We start from the raw sequence: 16,905 nt of genomic DNA, 5'->3' as shown, positions 1-16,905 counted from the left end.
CGAATAAGCCTCAGATTCGGACAGGGCTTAAGCACTTCCCGTGGTCCTATCCGAATAAGCCTCGAGCATTTCCCATGTTACCTGTCTGAATAACCCTCTATCTCTGAAGTAAACCTGTTAACCTTCCTCCTTTCAAATTTTGTTCTTATCTAAATCCAACTCAGCGAGAATTAAATAAAAAATCCCTACTAATCTTAGAACTTGTCTCATAGGTTTATAAAAGTGAGATTGTTTTAAAGGGGAGTTCTTAATGGCTATCTTTTACAAAGGAATTTTATTTTTAGCCCTTTCTGCTTTTTTAGGGGAAGGCGTTGAATTCTTAGTTAATTTGATTCTAGCAAAAGAGTTGGGCAAGCATGGATTAGGTTTATATATGTCGATACTTCCATCAATTTATTTACTCGTTCTATTGTCCAGCTTCGAACTGCCGGTTTCAATATCAAAGTTTGTTGCTGAAAAAGAGGAAAAGTTCCATCGAAATATCCTTTATCATGCGATTACGATTACCATTATATTTACGAGTATCCTGCTGCTCTTGGCTATGGTGCTAATGCCGTTTATCTCTATATTCAATGGATACCATCCTTATACGAGATGGCTCATCATTTTGTTAATTCCCGTCATTTCCTTTACCTCGGTAGCTAGGGGATATTTTATGGGAAGACACCAGATGGGGAAAATTGCCATTGCTAATTTTATACGAAAATCAGTCCAGCTAGTGTTGTTGTTCTTATTATTTCGGTTCTTTGAATTTGACTCAGAAGCCTCCTTACTAATTGCGATTTCTTCATTTATTGGCAGTGAGATTGCTGTGTTTCTTTATTTATGCTACACATTAATTATTCAATTTCAACAATTAAGGCGAATGCCCTTTTCCAATTTAAATCGTAAGGCGGTTCGTAAAAATTTAATGGCTGTTTCGGTTCCAACAACTGGATTGAGATTATTCTCTGCATTAACAGGTGCAGTACAACCCTTTTTAATTAAGTCGGCACTGGTCCGGTCTGGACTTTCTGATACCATTGCAACCGAACATTTTGGCATGCTAATGGGGGTTGCCGTTTCAATTGGATTTTTCCCTGCATTTATCGCCCATTCCTTAATGACGGTCCTAATACCAGCTGTTTCGAAAACATATTCGTTAAGAGATTACTCTACACTCCAAAAAATGCTTTCACAAGTAATGAAGCTTACCTTTCTTTATGGGGTCCCAGCCGTGTCTATTTTCTATGTTTTTGCCCGGCCGCTTACTTCCATATTCTTTGAATCATCTACTGCGGCTGTATATTTACAAATGCTCTGGCCGTTTTTTCTATTCCATTTTTTTGTGATGCCAATGCAGGCATTTTTAATTGGTTTAGGACTCATAAAGGAGACCTTTATTCATGGCATTTGGTCAACGATTGTTTCCTTTTCAATCATCATTATCCTCGCAATACGCCCTGAATGGAGGATGGAAGGTGTCATTATTTCCATGAATACAGGTGCAGTCTTATTGGCGTTGTTGCATTATTTAACCATTTGCAAAAAAATTGGTGTTTCAATTTTTATGAAAGGCATCATCCAGAAAAATAATTAGGAAAAAATCAGTTGCTAGTGTAGGGGTTAGCCATTTTTATTCCGTCTATTAGTATAAGAAGTGTTGTAGGGAAGAAGGTATCAAAAAAATGCGGGATAAAATGACCGATTTGTTTGAAGAAATGGTAATTGAACATGGGAAAGCTATTTTTAATTATATTTTTTCTTTAGTTAAACATAAAGAACTTGCGGAGGATCTTTACCAAGAGGTTTTGACCTCAGCATATTTAGCCTTTAATTCTGTAAAGGAACCAGCTAAATTAAAAAGCTGGTTATTTACGATTGCGGGCAATAAGTGTCGCGATTATTGGCGAAAGGAAAATAAAGCAAAGCAATTTTGGAAGGAAGAGGTGTATTCCTATTCCTCTATAGTAGAAGCTCCACCTCTCCCGGAAGAGGAAGTTCTACATAAAGATTCAGCTAAAAAAATGGAAGAAACGGTCATGTCATTACCAGAAATATATAAGTCTGCTATTTTTCTATATTATTTTAAAGACTTTACTTTACTTGAAATTTCAAAAAGAAGTAATATCCCAATTTCAACAGTGAAAACAAGGATGAAAAGGGGAAAGGAGCACCTTAGACCAAAGCTCCAATCTTTAGCATAATAAAAAGCCGGGAGATCCCGGCTTTTGCTCATTAATCTTTACTTGATATAATTCCGAAGATACGTAGGATACTAACGAACAGATTGATAAAATCTAAGTATAGATTTAATGCCATCAAAGGAACTTCTTCGGCACTTACACCGTAATGCTTCATCCGGTTGAAATCAAAAAGAACGTATCCGCTGAATACCAATACACCGATGAATGAGAAGGCTAACATAGCTGTAGAACTTAACGGCATGAATATATGCCAAATGGATATTGCAACTAAAGCGAGCAAAGCAGCAAGTAAGAAACCGCCTAAAAACGAGAAGTTACGTTTTGATTTAGTTGCATAAATTGCTACTCCCGTAAAAACGACAGTGGTACTTGCAAATGCCATCATTACCACATTTGCTCCAGCCGTCATTGCATAATAAGAAACAATTGGGTACAACGTTATCCCTGAAATAAAAGTGAAGATATACAGGAACGTATAAGAAATGGCTTTTTTACGTCTAAAGAAAAGGGCAATCATCAACAAAACAAATTCAAGGATAGCTAATGGTAAAAATAATGCAGGTGGTACAAATGTACCTGCCATGGTTCCAACAAAGGCGATGGCAAGTGAGAGAGCGAACGTCCTTATAACAGAAGGTAAAAATTCAGTTGATGTTTGTGTATACAATTTTATTCACCTCAGGAAATTTATTTATATCTAGAATATACGAAGAAGAGGTCAAGATGTTTCATTTTATCGAGAAAAATCTTTTTCTGCTTTCAATAAATCTCTTATTTCAGCAAGAAGTTCTTCTTTCTTGTCAATTTGAACCACCACTTTAGCTTCTTCTTCTTTCTTTTTAAAACGAGAAAGGAATTTTATGAACATAAATATAGAAACAGCAATGATTAAGAAATCAATAATCGACTGGAGAAATACCCCATATTTTACTGATCCATAAGCTAGGTCGGCAACACTAACCCTTCCAATAAGCATTGCAATGATTGGCATAATAATATCTGCAACAAGGGAGGCAACGATCTTACCGAATGCTCCACCTATAATGACCCCGACAGCGAGATCTATCACATTACCTCTCATGGCAAACTTCTTAAACTCATTTAACATAAAAAAACCTCCAAATTTATTTAATCAGTAAAGAGCAGCTTCCAACTAAGGAGCTGCTCCATTTATTATACTATTTAAAAAGCCCAATTGCCTTTTCTAAATACTGGTTCACTTGTTCCATCAGCTTTTATGCCATCGATATCCATTTCTTGAGAGCCAATCATGAAATCGACATGAGTAATACTTTCATTGAGACCATTTTCTTTTAGTTCTTCTGAGGACATTTTCTTTCCACCTTCAATACAGAATGCATAAGCGCTTCCGATTGCTAAGTGGTTTGAAGCATTTTCATCAAACAAAGTATTATAGAATAGGACATTAGATTGTGAAATTGGTGAGTTGAAAGGAACTAGTGCTACTTCACCTAAATAATGTGAGCCTTCATCCGTTTCAACTAAACGCTTTAGGAATTCCTCACCTTCTTCAGCTTTATAATCCACAATTCTTCCGTTTTCAAAGGTAACAGAGAAACGGTCGATAATATTTCCGCCGTAGCTTAATGGCTTTGTACTTGCAACTGTTCCATTAACACCCTCACGATGAGGAACCGTGAAGACTTCCTCTGTCGGCATATTAGCCATGAATTCAAAACCATTTTCGTTTACACTGCCAGCCCCAACCCAAATATGGTTATTAGGAAGTTCGATTGTTAAGTCAGTTCCTGGTGCTGTATAGTGAAGCTTTTGGTAGCGTCTTTCATTTAAGTAGCTAACCTTTTCATGTAAAGTTTCATCATGTTTTTTCCACGCTTCCACTGGATTATCAGCTTCCACACGAACAGCTTTAAAAATCGCATCCCATAGTAATGAAACTTGTTGGTCGCTTGGTGCATCTGGAAAAACCTTAGCAGCCCAAGCAGGAGATGGAGCAGCAATAACGGTCCAGCTGACTTTGTCAGATTGAACAGCTTTACGGTAATTAGCTAACGCAGTTCCAGCTGCTTTTTGGAAGTTAGAAATACGTTCTGGGTTTACCCCTTTTAGTAAGTCAGGGCTGGAAGAAACAATAGCCATAAAAGCGGCACCTTGTTCAACCAAATCTTCTTGTTCTTTTGCGCGCCAAACAGGGTATGTAGTAAAAGCATCATCTGGAGCTAATTCGTATTTTGTTCTGGATACCACATCATCGTTCCAGTTAACTACAACGTTTTGTGCGCCTGCTTCATAGGCTTTTTTCACAACCTGGCGGACAAATTCTGCAGCATCTAACGTCGCATTAACGACTAATGTTTGACCCTCCTGAATATTAACACCAACTTTTACGGCAAGCTCAGCATATTTCTCAAGGTTCTTTTGAAATTCACTCATTTTTTAGTCTCCTTTTTCAGAATCTTCCTTAATTATTTTAGCCTTTTTAATGTTAAAAAGAAACTGATAACAGTAAAAGGATGTACAGCACAAAAATAAGGTAAAAAAATAAGTAGGGATGTGACTCTCTACTGTAATTTGCTTCCATATACTTTTATATTAAGAAAAACGCCTGTAGAAAATAAGACTAGAAAAGTAATAATACCAGACAATGATGTAGGAGACATAAATTGGGACAATTCCATCAATACCACCCTCCTTATAGTAGAAAACGTTTACATATTAATTATAATAGTAAACTACTAAAATGTGAACATTTTAGTACAATTTATTGACAATTTTTTGAACAAAAAAAGGATCCTAATTAGGATCCAACGCGGTTTTCTTTTCAAATGAATAAAACATAAGCCAATACAAGCCTGCACTTGCAAGTGCGAGGAGGCAAAGTACGAAAAATGTCCATTCATATCCTATCCAAACAGTCAATGGGATGGATAATGGAGCGATTGTTCGGCTGATTGTGAATCTTAAGCTGGCAGCAGCAAAATATTGTCCTCTCATATGCTCAGGTGCAAGCTTGGAAACAAAGCTTTGTTGAATTCCTGCTCCCATTAACTCAGCAAAGGTAAAGACAGCCATCGCGATAATAAAGCCCCATATCCAATGGGTTTGACTAAAAAGAAATATGGATATCGCATATATGATTGATGAAAATACAAATACATTTCTTTCTTTATATCTTCCCATCCATTTTGTAATCATAACTGTTAATAAGGCAACGAGGAAGCCATTTTCTGCAAGCACAATTCCAAAGGCTTGCTCACCTTTTACGGTAAATGACCAGTCTCCTATTGAAAATAGAGTTTGTAGGTCAATTACTTCTTTCATATAAACAGGAAATAATAAATCCAATTGCATAAATGTTTGACCAGCTAAGACACCTGCAATAATAAAAAGAAAAAAGGTTTTATCTTTTATAATTAATGTGTAATCCTTCAACTGGTTTTGTAAGAAATAGTACCATTTTCGATCAGCTTCCAGGGCTTCCACTTTTTGAACTGGTGCTGTTTCTCTAGTCCATTTTGCTAATATTAAGCCAAGTAAAATACAAACAATACCAGCAAATATTAATAGTTCAAAACGATGATTCACATAAAAAATCGCACCTAATATAGGACCAATTACGACCGCAATATTTATCGAAGTGTAGAAAATGGCAAATACACTGCTTCTATCCTTTTCGTCAACGACATCTGCCACCATTGCTTGGCTGGCAGGCCAATAAAACGAGCCGAAAACGCCAGCAATTGCGAAAGCGATAAATCCCAACCAGGGTGATTGTAGCCAAGGGGAGCTAGCAGCAGCAAAAGCTAAAAAAGAAAGCCCTTGGCCAATGGCTGAAAGAACCATCATTTTTTTTCGCCCAAAGCGGTCCGCACAGTATCCGCCCATCAAATTGGCAAGCACAGCAAAAACTTGTGAAAACACCAACAAAAAGCCAGCTTTATTTTTACCAAATTCTTCAGCAAAATATATGGTCAAAAACGGAAAGAACATCCAAAACGTAATATTCATCATCGCTTCACTAAACAAGCGAACCTTTAAATTCGGATCCCAATCTCTAATCCTCATGTTGTACCTCCGAAACAAATATGTATGATAGCTTATACATCATACTATCCCAATGGAAGAAAATACAAGAAAAAAGCAGGCACAAAATGCGCCTACTTTGGGATTTAGTCTTGGTCCTTCAATGCTTGTTTTAGTAAATCACCAAGGCTGGTTCCGAAATCTTCTTTTTGCGAATATTTCTGTACTAATTTTTTCTCTTCTCTCTTATTAACAGCTTTTTTCTTTTCTTCCGCCTTTTCAACCACATTACAGCGACGGCATTGAAAATACACTCCTGCCTTTCCTTCGTGGAGTTCCATCTTTTTATGGCACTGCGGGCAGCGTCGATTAGAGAGCTTAGGATCTTTTCGTTTTCGATACGAGCATTCTAAACTTGAACAAACTAGAATTTTTCCTTCTTTTGTGTTCTTCTCCTTTAAAAATGAATTACACTCTGGACACTTAGAACCTGTTAGGTTGTGGGCTCGGTAAGATTTGTCACTGGCTTTAATTTCAGAAACAAACTGTTCTGTCTGGCGTCGAATCTTTTGTAAAAAGACTTTTGGATCTGCTTTTCCTTTAGAAATACTTTCTAGTTCTTGTTCCCACTTAGCTGTTAATTCGGCTGATTTTAATTCATCATTCACCAGCTCAATTAGTTGTTTTCCTTTTTTGGTTGAATGGAAGCGTCCGTTTTGACGTTCAACAACTTCTGTTTCCACAAGCCTTTCAATGATTTCTGCACGGGTTGCAGGGGTTCCGAGTCCGAACTTTTCCATTTGTGCTAAAATGTCAGCTTCAGAATAGCGTTGTGGTGGTTCCGTCCACTTTTGATTGATGGAGGCATTTTTAACCGTAAAGGATTGACCACGGGATAACTTCTGTAACCCAGTCATTGTCTGGTCGGAATCTTCTCTTCCTAAAACCTTTTTGAAACCTAAATCGATGACATTTGTTTCTTTTGTTGTAAATAGCTCACCCTCCACTTTGAAAGTGGCATAAACTGTTTCATATTCATAAGCGGAATAAAACAGTGCAAGGAAGCGTTTGGCAATTAGGTCATATATTTTCTTTTCATCGGAATCAAGCTCACCTAAGTTTAAGCGTTGCTCAGTAGGGATAATAGCATGATGATCCGTTACTTTTTCATTATTAAATACCCTTTTTGCCAAAACTTTTCCATTGCTTGCTAAAAGGGGTCGCACTTCATCTTTGTAACCTGAAGCCATTCCTTGAAGACGATCTGCCATTGTATTGATCATATCCGTTGTTAAGTACCGAGAATCCGTTCTAGGATAGGTGACAATTTTATATTGCTCATATAATCGCTGCAAAACAGTTAATGTCTTTTTGGCTGAAAAACCAAACCTCTTATTGGCATCACGCTGAAGCTCAGTTAAATCATATGGAAGAGGTTGCGGCTCAGATTTTTTCTTTTTATCAATACTTTCAAGAACCGCCTTTGCTTCAGTAATCTTTTTTTGTATGCTTTCAGCCGCTGCTTTATCAAATATTCTCTTTTCGTTGTTCTTCTCCCATTCAGTTGTAAGTGGTCCGATATCCGCTTTTATTGTCCAATATTCCTGTGGGACAAACTTTTGGATTTGCTGTTCACGGTTTATGACCATTGCTAGAGTTGGAGTTTGAACTCTCCCCGCAGAAAGGGGGTCTTTATACTTGGTTGTCAAAGCCCTTGTCACATTAAGTCCAATCAGCCAATCTGCTTCTGCACGGCAAACAGCAGAATGATAGAGGTCTTCAAATTGTTTTCCCGGCTTTAATTGTTTAAAGCCATCTTTAATTGCCTTGTCTGTTTGGGAAGAAATCCACAGTCTTTTCAGTGGTTTATTCCAATGGAGTTTTTCAAGAATCCAGCGGGCTACAAGCTCACCCTCACGCCCAGCATCGGTTGCAATGATACATTCATTGATGTCTTTTCTTTTCGCTAAAGCTTCAATTGCGCGGAACTGGTGGTTTGTTTGCTTCATTACCTTCAATCCCATTTTCTGTGGGATGATAGGGAGGTCCTCTAAATTCCATGTTTTATATTTTGTATCATAGTGCTCAGGCATTTTGAGCTCAATTAAATGACCTAGTGCCCATGTCACAATATATTGATTACCTTCCATATAACTTTTATGTTTTTGATTGCAGCCAAGGACACGTGCGAGTTCTCTGGCTACACTTGGTTTTTCTGCAAGTACAAGAGATTTCATAAATACTCCTTTCTATAACACAAAACTCTTCATTCAGTATAACTGAAATAAAAACTAAATTGTAATTTGGACAACTTCACTGTCCTTTATTATTGTGCTAAAGTGTTATCGTGCTAAAATTCTGACAATTATATTGACAATCAAGCTTTTTATCACATACAATAATTATTAAGTAAATAGAATTTTTGAATGGACTGATAACCTATGAGGCATCCAAAAACAAAATTATATGAACTAATGTTAATAAAAGAGGCTGGACTCCAAATCTAACTGAAATGGAATCCAGCCTCTTTCTTTATTCAATTAAAGTGGTAGAGGTGAGAAATATGATTATGCTAACAGGTCAAAGTTTAACATTGGAACAAATGAAAGGCGTATTATATCGTAAAGAAAAGGTTTTTGCTTCTGAACAAAGCATGGAAGCTGTAAAAAAGAGCCGAGAAGCGGTAGAAAAAATCGTTTCTGAGCACAAAGTAGTCTACGGTATTAATACTGGATTTGGAAAGTTCAGTGATGTGTTAATTGATAAAGAACACGTCAGGGATTTGCAGCTTAATTTAATTCGCTCCCATGCTTGTGGGGTCGGAGAACCTTTTCCGGAAATTGTTTCAAAAGCAATGGTTCTTTTACGTGCAAATGCGCTTCTAAAAGGGTATTCAGGATGTAGACCAATCGTGATTGAGAAACTATTGGAGCTGGTTAATAAAGAAATCATACCGGTAATTCCCCAACAGGGTTCACTTGGTGCCAGCGGTGATTTGGCTCCCCTATCCCATTTAGCTTTAGTGCTGATTGGGGAAGGAGAAGTCTTTTACAAAGGAAATCGAATGGAATCAATTCATGCGCTTCAGGATGAAGAGATACTTCCGATAACATTAGAGGCAAAAGAGGGTCTTGCGCTTATTAACGGGACTCAGGCGATGACAGCAATGGGAATTGTCGGCTATCTAGAAGCAGAGCAGCTTGCATTTGAAAGTGAACTCATCGCTGCGATGACAATGGAAGGATTGACCGGAATCATTGATGCGTTTGACGAGGAAGTTCATGTAGCACGAGGCTATCAGCAGCAGATTGATACAGCGGCAAGAATACGTAAGTATCTAAATGATAGTTTATTAACCACAGTCCAAGGAGAATATCGCGTTCAGGACGCTTATTCACTAAGGTGTATTCCACAGGTTCATGGTGCATCCTGGCAGGCACTTGATTATGTTAAGGAAAAATTAGAAATCGAAATGAATGCTGCTACAGACAATCCATTGATTTTTGATGATGGAGAAAAAGTTATTTCTGGTGGAAATTTTCATGGTCAGCCGATTGCTTTCGCAATGGATTTTATGAAGATCGCGGTTGCCGAGCTTGCGAATATTTCTGAAAGACGGATCGAGCGATTGGTAAATCCACAGTTGAACGATTTGCCGCCTTTCTTAAGTCCTGAACCTGGTTTGCAGTCAGGTGCTATGATCATGCAATATGCTGCTGCCTCGTTAGTATCAGAAAATAAAACACTCGCCCACCCAGCAAGTGTCGATTCTATTCCCTCATCTGCGAATCAGGAAGATCATGTGAGTATGGGAACCATTGCCTCAAGGCATGCGTATCAAATTATCCAGAATGCTAGAAGAGTGCTGGCGATTGAACTGATTTGTGCCATGCAGGCGGTCGAAATTCGCGGGGTAGAGAAAATGGCAAGCCAGACAAAGAAGATATATGAGAAGGGAAGAGAGCTTGTTCCTTCAATAAATAAGGATCGAATCTTTTCTAAAGATATTGAGCGGGCAGCAAAAGGTTTAAAAGAATGGGACTTACGAAAGCTTATTCAAAAATTTGATAATGTTAAATAAACAAAAAAGGCGTGATTCATCACGCCTTTTTTCATTCTATATCTTCGGTTTCCACTCTATTCTTAAATGCTTCTCTAACTACAAGAAATTCTTCGTCTCCAGGGGCTTCTTCCGAACGTTTTTCAGTTAAGTTATCCTTTGGTAAGTTTCCGGGATGACCTTTCTTTTTATGATTAAAATGTTCTCCACGTGCCAAATCAAACACTCCTTTCGTCTACGAATGTATCATTCCCAAACGAAGGAAATTTATTAGTAAGAAAGGGAGGGCTAGAGAATTATTCTTGTTTACTGTTTTTATCAGACTTTGCAGGACTGCACATGAGATCAATAAGGTAACCGAAAAATACCATAAAGGCAATCGGAATAGCGTAATTTAAAACATGAATGGTTGTCATAGACTGGATTCACCACCATTATTTTAATATTTATAATATTTAGTATATTTTAATGGTGTTTATAGTATATGTCAATTGTCACAGAATAGACAAATTTCACAGTATTTTCTAGTCTTTTCATAGCATTTTGCAAAATCTTTCCCTAGGGAAAATAACTCAAATTCGACTGTAAATCCTCTTATTTTCCATTAAACTTCCATTTAAATTGTAAGTTTTATACATTATGCAAAATACTTAAAGGGTATTTTGTAGAAAATTGGAGTAATTTGTGTGAAAAAAAGGTTCGAAAAATTAAAATATTTGACAAAATGCAACACATTACTAAGAAAGTACTATATATAATGAAAATAGAAATTATGGATTAGGAATTGCTGTCTAGCTAATATACAGAATAATCAATATTTATGAGCATTACGAATCAGAAAAAGGCAAACCCATTGAAAAATGGGGACGCAAAGCCGAGGATCTAAGGTATATATTTTACTATGATGGCCGGGTTACCTGGAATACGAATATGTATTTTAGGAGTGAATGAAAGTGGCAATAACTGATAGTATGATGAATGGAATGGACGCAGAATGGATAGCTCTTATTTTAGAAGCAAAGGAGCTAGGGATTTCGAAGGAATCAATCCTGGATTTTCTCCATCAGAATGAGGTTAGAGAGGTACTAGTAAAGAATCGCTAAGATACATAAAAGAACAAAGCATACTACAAAAATTATGGTAGTATGCTTTCTTCTTTAATTATTCATTATTATTTTGACCGATCCGCCACTTATTGAATTCAATAAAATCGCGAAATTGTTCTTTTGAGACACCTGAATCCATCGCTTCTTTTACAATGCTCATCCAATCACTATCTAATTCTTCTTTATTAATCTGTTCATTTATTAGATGATCAACAGGTACGTTTAATACAGAAGAAATCTTTTCAAGGAACTGAATAGATGGATTTCTTTGCAGGTTTCTTTCAAGAGAGCTTAAATAAGATTTAGCAACTCCTGCTTGCTCAGCAAGTTCTGATAATGACATCTTTTTCTCTAACCGTAGTTTTTTAACACGATCACCTATCATTGAGCTCACACACCTAATATTTATATTATTGCTATAATAATTTTATCAGAAAGCATAGGAAAGTTCCATATTAAGAACAACGAAAATTATTACAAGTTTAATACTAAATTTACAAAATCAATTATTTTTTGAAAAAAAGGTCTGATAGAGCTAATATTAAAGAGTGTTTCCAATTTTACAAAGAATACATAAAAATATTAAAAAAGGTTGGGAAGATCATGATTGTTCTTAAATCACAGCGGGAAATCGATGCGATGAAAAAAGCAGGAGAAATTCTTGCCTCATGCCATAAAGAAATTGCAAAAATGATCAAACCGGGTATAACCACTTGGGAGATTGATCAGTTTGTGGATGAATACCTTATTAAACATAAGGCAACCCCACAGCAAAAGGGGTATAAGGGCTATAAATATGCTACCTGTGCTAGTATTAATGATGAAATATGCCATGGTTTTCCTAGACAGGAACCATTAAAGGAAGGCGATATTGTAACCATCGATATGGTTGTCAATTATAATGGCGGGTTAGCTGATTCCGCATGGAGCTATGCGGTTGGAAGTGTGTCTAAGGAGACTGAAGATTTACTAAAGGTAACTAAGGAAGCACTTTATAAAGGTATTGAACAGGCTGTTCCTGGAAATAGGATCGGAGATATCGGTCATGCCATTCAAACATATGTAGAAGCGGAGGGCTTTTCGGTTGTTCGTGATTTTATTGGACATGGAATTGGTGCAGTCATTCATGAAAAACCTGATGTACCACATTACGGGCTGCCAGGAAAAGGACCAAGAATTAAAGAAGGAATGGTGTTTACCATCGAGCCAATGGTCAATGTCGGCATGTATCAAACAAAAATGGATGCTAATGGTTGGACAGCTAGGACCATTGATGGTAAATATTCTGCTCAATATGAACATACCATTGCCATCAGTAAAGAAGGGCCAGTTATATTAACTGAACAAGATAAATAAAAAAACAGATCCTTGAGATCTGTTTTACTTGTTTTTACGAAGGTTTCCTAGTTCTTCTACCAAAGCTTGCATTTCATTAGGGCTAAAAGAAGGTTTTTTAATAACCATCTCATAAATTTCTTTTAATTCCTCGTACATTTCTTCATCAAAGTGTGAAGGTTTAATGGCTCCAAGATTTAATACCTTTAATTTTTCTTTTATTTGTTCAATCATAAACTCAACATTTTCAGTCGTTTTTTCAGATAAATTCATCCTGTCACCCTTTCAAAATTCCTAACTTTATCTTTTCATTTTCACTAGTAGATGTCAATCTAAACTTGTTTTTTTACTTGCATTGTAGTGTTAAAAATAAAAAGGATAGGGTATTGTTTTAAATAATAGGGATATAAATATGCTCGGCTATTGCAATTGACAGTAAGCTTAAAGCAAAATATAAAGTGATGAACGTTGGTATTTTTTTCATAGTGATGAAATGAATGATAAAAACAAAATGGAAGGAGAAGTTAAAAAATGGGTAAAAATTTATTTTTGAAAGGCATTTTCTATGGAGCATTAGCAGGTGGAGCGCTAAGCTTATTAGATAAAAAAACACGACAAGATATGAAGGTGAATGTGAAAAGAGCGTATGAGCAAGTTAATTATGTTGTTCGCCATCCTAGAGAAATCACGGAAAATGTAAAAGAGACGGCAGAAAAAATTAGAAACACCATTGAGCAGGTAAGTGAGGACATTTCTTATATTACTGGAAAAGTGGACGAACTCCGTGAGTTAACTCCCCAAGTAAAAGAAATGGTCAAGGAAACGAAGAACACTTTTTCTCATCAGGAAGATTCAGCACGCGTAGAAGATTTATTAAAAGAGGTTGTTGTGGAAGAAGAACTAATAGAAAAGTAAGAAAAAGGAATCGTGTGTAAAAGGAGAGGTGAGAAATGGAAAAGGTAGTGAATGTTCGCAAATCTTTGTTAAGACTGCTATGGCACCGGATAGAAGAAGATGATATTCCAGGTTTATCTGCACAGCTCGCCTATTTTTTTCTTCTTTCACTGTTTCCACTTCTTATTTTAATTTTTTCCTTATTGCCATATCTGCCCATTCCATACCCTGATATTTTAGGGAGTATTAGAGAGTTTGCACCCCCGCAGACAATGGATTTAATCGAAAAAAATGTTCACTATGTGATGAATAATCGGAATGGAGGATTGCTTTCCATTGGGGTTATTGGAACGATCTGGTCTGCATCTAATGGAATTCATGCACTGGTTAGAGCTTTTAACAAAGCATACAATGTGAACGAAAGCCGTTCTTTTATCGTCTCTAGAGGAATGGCCGTCCTGCTGACCGTAGGAATGATCATTGTTTTTATCGTTGCATTATTACTACCGATATTTGGTCGAGAAATTGGAGTGTTTCTTTTTTCTTATTTAGGTTTTACTAAGGAATTTCTCCGTATTTGGGATATGTTACGATTGGTCGTAAGCGCCATTATTTTATTTATTATTTTCACAGGATTGTATTGGATTGCTCCCAATATCAAATTACGGTGCAGAAGTGCTTTTCCTGGTGCAGCTTTTGCTACTGTTGGCTGGATCCTTTCTTCATATGCTTTATCTTATTACGTGGGAAATTTTAATAACTTTTCACTGACCTATGGAAGTATTGGAGCTATCATTGTTTTACTGATTTGGTTATACATATCTGGTTTTATTATTATTATCGGCGGCGAGATTAACGCTTTTTATACTGAAAAGAATAAATCCAACTGTTAAAAATTTTCTTTTATGAAAACCGCTATTTTGTAAACAATATAGATGGGGAATAAGACAACAAATAGGGGGCTCATCATGACAAAACAAACAAAAAAAGATGGCGGCACAAAACAAAAGGGTAAAGGCAGCAAAGGAAATAAAACATCAGGTTCTGCAAACGGAACCAACGGATACCATTAAATAAAACCGGGCTATCGCCCGGTTTTTTAATTTTTTAGAAGCCTTAAACTGTTTAGAATCACTAGAATGGTACTGCCTTCATGTCCAATAACACCAAATGGCAAATCAAGTAATTGAAAAAAGTTTGAAGAAATTAAAATCATGATCACTGTTATGGAGAAGATCACATTTTGTTTAATAATCCGATTCATACGTTGTGAAAGATGAATGGCTTCGGCAATCCTTGGTAAATCATTTTTCATTAAGACTACATCCGCAGTTTCAAGTGCAACATCCGAACCTTCTCCCATGGCAATTCCAACATTTGCAATCGCTAATGCAGGTGCGTCATTAATTCCATCTCCAACCATCGCGATGGTTTTGTATTTCTCCTTCAACTTTTTAAGATGCTCCACTTTTTCTTCAGGCAGACATTCAGCAAAGAACTGATCCACATGACTTTCTTCTGCAATTGCCTTAGCTGTTTTCTCACTATCGCCAGTAAGCATGACCGTGTAAATCCCTTTTTTCTTTAAATGGTCGATGGCCAGCTTTGTTTCTTGTCTAACAACATCTTTTAAAGCAATCATCGCTGCTAAACAATCGTTAACTTGTATAAATACAAGTGTATTCCCTTTGCTTGCTAGCTCAGAGGCTTTACCTTCAGCGAATGTTAGGGCGGCTTCTCTACCAACAAAATCTGCTTTGCCTATTTTCCACTGTTCACCACATATTTCGGCTTTTATGCCCCATCCAGAAACATCTTCAAGGTTTTCAGGTTGAACAAGGTCACGTTCAAGATTTCCTTTCACATACTTGACAATGGATTGTGCAAGAGGATGATTCGATTGATTCTCAATGGATGCTGCCTTCCATAAAAGCTCCATTTTTTCAAAGTTTTCATTTACAATTATTTCAGTAACTTCTGGTTTACCTTTCGTTAGCGTACCAGTTTTGTCAAAGGCAATTGCTTCTAAGTGGCTTAGATTCTCTAAATGTACGCCGCCTTTGACTAAAATACCTCGTTTTGCACCATTTGAAATGGCAGACAATGTTGCTGGCATAATGGAAGCAACGAGAGCGCAAGGGGAAGCAACAACCAACAAAATCATGGCCCGATAAAACGACTCATTCCAGCTCCAATCAAGTAAGAAATAGGGCAGGAACATCATCATTAAAACGATAACTATTACGGTTTTTACATAGGTACCTTCAAAGCGTTCAATAAACAGCTGTGATGGAGATTTTTCACTTTGAGCAGATTGTACAAGCTCAATGATCTTATGAAAAAGTGTTTCATTACTTGCTTTTGTTGTTTGGACAGTGATGGCGCCTGTTAAATTTACTGTCCCCGCAAACACTTCTTTATCTAGTCCTTTTGAGACTGGCATCGATTCCCCTGTAATGGCAGCTTCATCAATGTTCGTAACACCATTCTTGATGACTCCATCTGACGGAATTCTTTCTCCAGGCTTAACAAGGATATGGTCGCCAACTTTTAGCTCGGTAACAGGTACACGCCTTTCAATCCCATTATTCATAAGAAGTGCTTCTTCAGGCTGAAGCATCATTAGCGAGGAAATCTCTTTGTGACTCTTATTCATCGTATAGGTCTCTAATGCACCACTAACCGCAAATATAAAAATCAAAATTGCGCCTTCAGTCCAATAGCCGATAATCGCAGACCCAATGGCTGCAAAAATCATCAGCATTTCAACGTTTAGCTGTTTGTTTTCATACGTAGCTTCAATTCCTTCCTTCGCTTTTGCAAAGCCACCAATCACAAAAGCCAATAAATAAAAGATAATGGATGCAACATGATCACCCATTTTGTCCGTAATCCAACCTGTGGCAATGAAAACACCACTTAAACCAGCCGCAATAAGTTCAACGTGAGGTTTAATTTTTTCAACAAACCCTACCTTTGGAACCACTTTTGATAATCTCTTCGCATCCGTACTCATTTCAGTTTCCCTCCCCTATCTATTTCTGTCTAGCTACAGCGCCTAGTGGCTCGGGGGCATAAGCCAATCCGTCAAGAAGGTTAAAGAACAACCTTCCTGCCGGCTCGTCTTATGCCTGTCGCCACTGGACAAGGCGCTTCCGCTTTTCTTTTTCTAATTGAGAAAAATAATCAAAATCATTACCCCTAAAAAACACGAAAGCTGTCATCAATTAAGATGACAGCAGCCTTCCAAAAACAATTATTAGATTAATTTAATTTTATCATACAATATATGTTAATTATATAAATATGCTCCAAAAAT

At 36.9% G+C, this 16,905-nt stretch carries 16 protein-coding genes and 1 riboswitch; of the genes, 7 read left to right on the top strand and 9 right to left on the bottom strand.

What is annotated here, in order from left to right:
* Window positions 1–250: 250 nt before the first annotated feature.
* The gene (locus TR08_RS29365; protein ID WP_045524430.1) at window positions 251–1,579 is read left to right on the top strand and encodes an oligosaccharide flippase family protein; all 1,329 of its coding nucleotides are present in this window, start codon (window positions 251–253) and stop codon (window positions 1,577–1,579) included.
* An 88-nt stretch (window positions 1,580–1,667) separates the two neighbouring features.
* Window positions 1,668–2,186, top strand: coding sequence for an RNA polymerase sigma factor (locus tag TR08_RS29360; protein ID WP_045524429.1), 519 nt, complete (start codon window positions 1,668–1,670; stop codon window positions 2,184–2,186).
* 31 nt (window positions 2,187–2,217) lie between these two features.
* Here the strand turns inward: TR08_RS29360 and TR08_RS29355 are convergent, their stop codons facing one another.
* From TR08_RS29355 to TR08_RS29335, 5 genes are all read right to left on the bottom strand, one after another.
* Window positions 2,218–2,853, bottom strand: coding sequence for a Bax inhibitor-1/YccA family protein (locus TR08_RS29355; protein WP_045524427.1), 636 nt, complete (start codon window positions 2,851–2,853; stop codon window positions 2,218–2,220).
* A gap of 66 nt (window positions 2,854–2,919) precedes the next feature.
* Window positions 2,920–3,294 (bottom strand): large conductance mechanosensitive channel protein MscL, encoded by a 375-nt coding sequence (mscL, locus tag TR08_RS29350; protein WP_045524426.1) that lies wholly within the window; start codon window positions 3,292–3,294, stop codon window positions 2,920–2,922.
* 74 nt (window positions 3,295–3,368) lie between these two features.
* The gene (locus tag TR08_RS29345; RefSeq protein ID WP_045524425.1) at window positions 3,369–4,601 is read right to left on the bottom strand and encodes an aminopeptidase; all 1,233 of its coding nucleotides are present in this window, start codon (window positions 4,599–4,601) and stop codon (window positions 3,369–3,371) included.
* A gap of 360 nt (window positions 4,602–4,961) precedes the next feature.
* Window positions 4,962–6,233 carry an MDR family MFS transporter gene (locus TR08_RS29340; RefSeq protein ID WP_045524423.1) on the bottom strand — a complete coding sequence of 424 codons (1,272 nt, stop codon included), beginning with the start codon at window positions 6,231–6,233 and terminating at the stop codon, window positions 4,962–4,964.
* Window positions 6,234–6,337: 104 nt separating this feature from the next.
* The gene (locus tag TR08_RS29335; RefSeq protein ID WP_045524421.1) at window positions 6,338–8,428 is read right to left on the bottom strand and encodes a DNA topoisomerase III; all 2,091 of its coding nucleotides are present in this window, start codon (window positions 8,426–8,428) and stop codon (window positions 6,338–6,340) included.
* 326 nt (window positions 8,429–8,754) lie between these two features.
* Between TR08_RS29335 and hutH the strand changes: the two genes are divergently transcribed.
* Window positions 8,755–10,272, top strand: a complete 1,518-nt coding sequence (hutH, locus tag TR08_RS29330; RefSeq protein ID WP_045524419.1) for a histidine ammonia-lyase — start codon at window positions 8,755–8,757, stop codon at window positions 10,270–10,272.
* 31 nt (window positions 10,273–10,303) lie between these two features.
* Here the strand turns inward: hutH and TR08_RS32935 are convergent, their stop codons facing one another.
* Window positions 10,304–10,468 carry a hypothetical protein gene (locus TR08_RS32935; RefSeq protein WP_193747879.1) on the bottom strand — a complete coding sequence of 55 codons (165 nt, stop codon included), beginning with the start codon at window positions 10,466–10,468 and terminating at the stop codon, window positions 10,304–10,306.
* 616 nt (window positions 10,469–11,084) lie between these two features.
* Window positions 11,085–11,172: riboswitch (cyclic di-GMP riboswitch) on the top strand.
* Between the two features lie 32 nt (window positions 11,173–11,204).
* Here TR08_RS32935 and TR08_RS31670 point away from each other — a divergent pair.
* On the top strand, window positions 11,205–11,354 hold the full coding sequence (locus tag TR08_RS31670) for an anti-repressor SinI family protein (RefSeq protein ID WP_238579279.1): 150 nt from the start codon (window positions 11,205–11,207) through the stop codon (window positions 11,352–11,354).
* 58 nt (window positions 11,355–11,412) lie between these two features.
* On the opposite strand, the gene TR08_RS29325 is transcribed toward TR08_RS31670, so the two are convergent.
* Window positions 11,413–11,742 carry a helix-turn-helix domain-containing protein gene (locus TR08_RS29325; protein WP_045524418.1) on the bottom strand — a complete coding sequence of 110 codons (330 nt, stop codon included), beginning with the start codon at window positions 11,740–11,742 and terminating at the stop codon, window positions 11,413–11,415.
* Between the two features lie 218 nt (window positions 11,743–11,960).
* On the opposite strand from TR08_RS29325, the gene map reads away from it, so the two are divergent.
* Window positions 11,961–12,713, top strand: coding sequence for a type I methionyl aminopeptidase (map, locus tag TR08_RS29320; RefSeq protein ID WP_045524417.1), 753 nt, complete (start codon window positions 11,961–11,963; stop codon window positions 12,711–12,713).
* A 24-nt stretch (window positions 12,714–12,737) separates the two neighbouring features.
* Here the strand turns inward: map and TR08_RS29315 are convergent, their stop codons facing one another.
* Window positions 12,738–12,965: a DUF1128 domain-containing protein gene (locus tag TR08_RS29315; RefSeq protein WP_045524415.1), complete on the bottom strand. Its 228-nt coding sequence runs from the start codon at window positions 12,963–12,965 to the stop codon at window positions 12,738–12,740.
* 258 nt (window positions 12,966–13,223) lie between these two features.
* Between TR08_RS29315 and TR08_RS29310 the strand changes: the two genes are divergently transcribed.
* A complete protein-coding gene (locus tag TR08_RS29310) occupies window positions 13,224–13,607 on the top strand; it encodes a YtxH domain-containing protein (RefSeq protein ID WP_045524413.1) in 384 nt (127 codons plus the stop codon).
* Window positions 13,608–13,642: 35 nt separating this feature from the next.
* Window positions 13,643–14,479, top strand: coding sequence for a YihY/virulence factor BrkB family protein (locus TR08_RS29305; protein ID WP_045524411.1), 837 nt, complete (start codon window positions 13,643–13,645; stop codon window positions 14,477–14,479).
* Between the two features lie 206 nt (window positions 14,480–14,685).
* On the opposite strand, the gene TR08_RS29300 is transcribed toward TR08_RS29305, so the two are convergent.
* A complete protein-coding gene (locus TR08_RS29300) occupies window positions 14,686–16,602 on the bottom strand; it encodes a heavy metal translocating P-type ATPase (RefSeq protein WP_045524409.1) in 1,917 nt (638 codons plus the stop codon).
* Between the last annotated feature and the right edge of the window lie 303 nt (window positions 16,603–16,905).

Source organism: Neobacillus niacini (assembly GCF_000759675.1).
Taxonomy (GTDB): Bacteria; Bacillota; Bacilli; order Bacillales; family Cytobacillaceae; genus Neobacillus; species Neobacillus niacini_A.
Note: the sequence above shows the minus strand (reverse complement) of the source record. Positions and strands in the feature narration are given on the sequence as shown.

Bases quoted from the DNA above. Each gene is read 5' to 3' on its own strand.
- TR08_RS29365 (WP_045524430.1), top strand. From the start codon at position 251: ATGGCTATCTTTTACAAAGGAATTTTATTTTTAGCCCTTTCTGCTTTT.
- TR08_RS29360 (WP_045524429.1), top strand. From the start codon at position 1,668: ATGCGGGATAAAATGACCGATTTGTTTGAAGAAATGGTAATTGAACAT.
- mscL (WP_045524426.1), bottom strand. From the start codon at position 3,294: ATGTTAAATGAGTTTAAGAAGTTTGCCATGAGAGGTAATGTGATAGAT.
- TR08_RS29345 (WP_045524425.1), bottom strand. From the start codon at position 4,601: ATGAGTGAATTTCAAAAGAACCTTGAGAAATATGCTGAGCTTGCCGTA.
- TR08_RS29340 (WP_045524423.1), bottom strand. From the start codon at position 6,233: ATGAGGATTAGAGATTGGGATCCGAATTTAAAGGTTCGCTTGTTTAGT.
- TR08_RS29335 (WP_045524421.1), bottom strand. From the start codon at position 8,428: ATGAAATCTCTTGTACTTGCAGAAAAACCAAGTGTAGCCAGAGAACTC.
- hutH (WP_045524419.1), top strand. From the start codon at position 8,755: ATGATTATGCTAACAGGTCAAAGTTTAACATTGGAACAAATGAAAGGC.
- TR08_RS29325 (WP_045524418.1), bottom strand. From the start codon at position 11,742: ATGATAGGTGATCGTGTTAAAAAACTACGGTTAGAGAAAAAGATGTCA.
- map (WP_045524417.1), top strand. From the start codon at position 11,961: ATGATTGTTCTTAAATCACAGCGGGAAATCGATGCGATGAAAAAAGCA.
- TR08_RS29315 (WP_045524415.1), bottom strand. From the start codon at position 12,965: ATGAATTTATCTGAAAAAACGACTGAAAATGTTGAGTTTATGATTGAA.
- TR08_RS29310 (WP_045524413.1), top strand. From the start codon at position 13,224: ATGGGTAAAAATTTATTTTTGAAAGGCATTTTCTATGGAGCATTAGCA.
- TR08_RS29305 (WP_045524411.1), top strand. From the start codon at position 13,643: ATGGAAAAGGTAGTGAATGTTCGCAAATCTTTGTTAAGACTGCTATGG.
- TR08_RS29300 (WP_045524409.1), bottom strand. From the start codon at position 16,602: ATGAGTACGGATGCGAAGAGATTATCAAAAGTGGTTCCAAAGGTAGGG.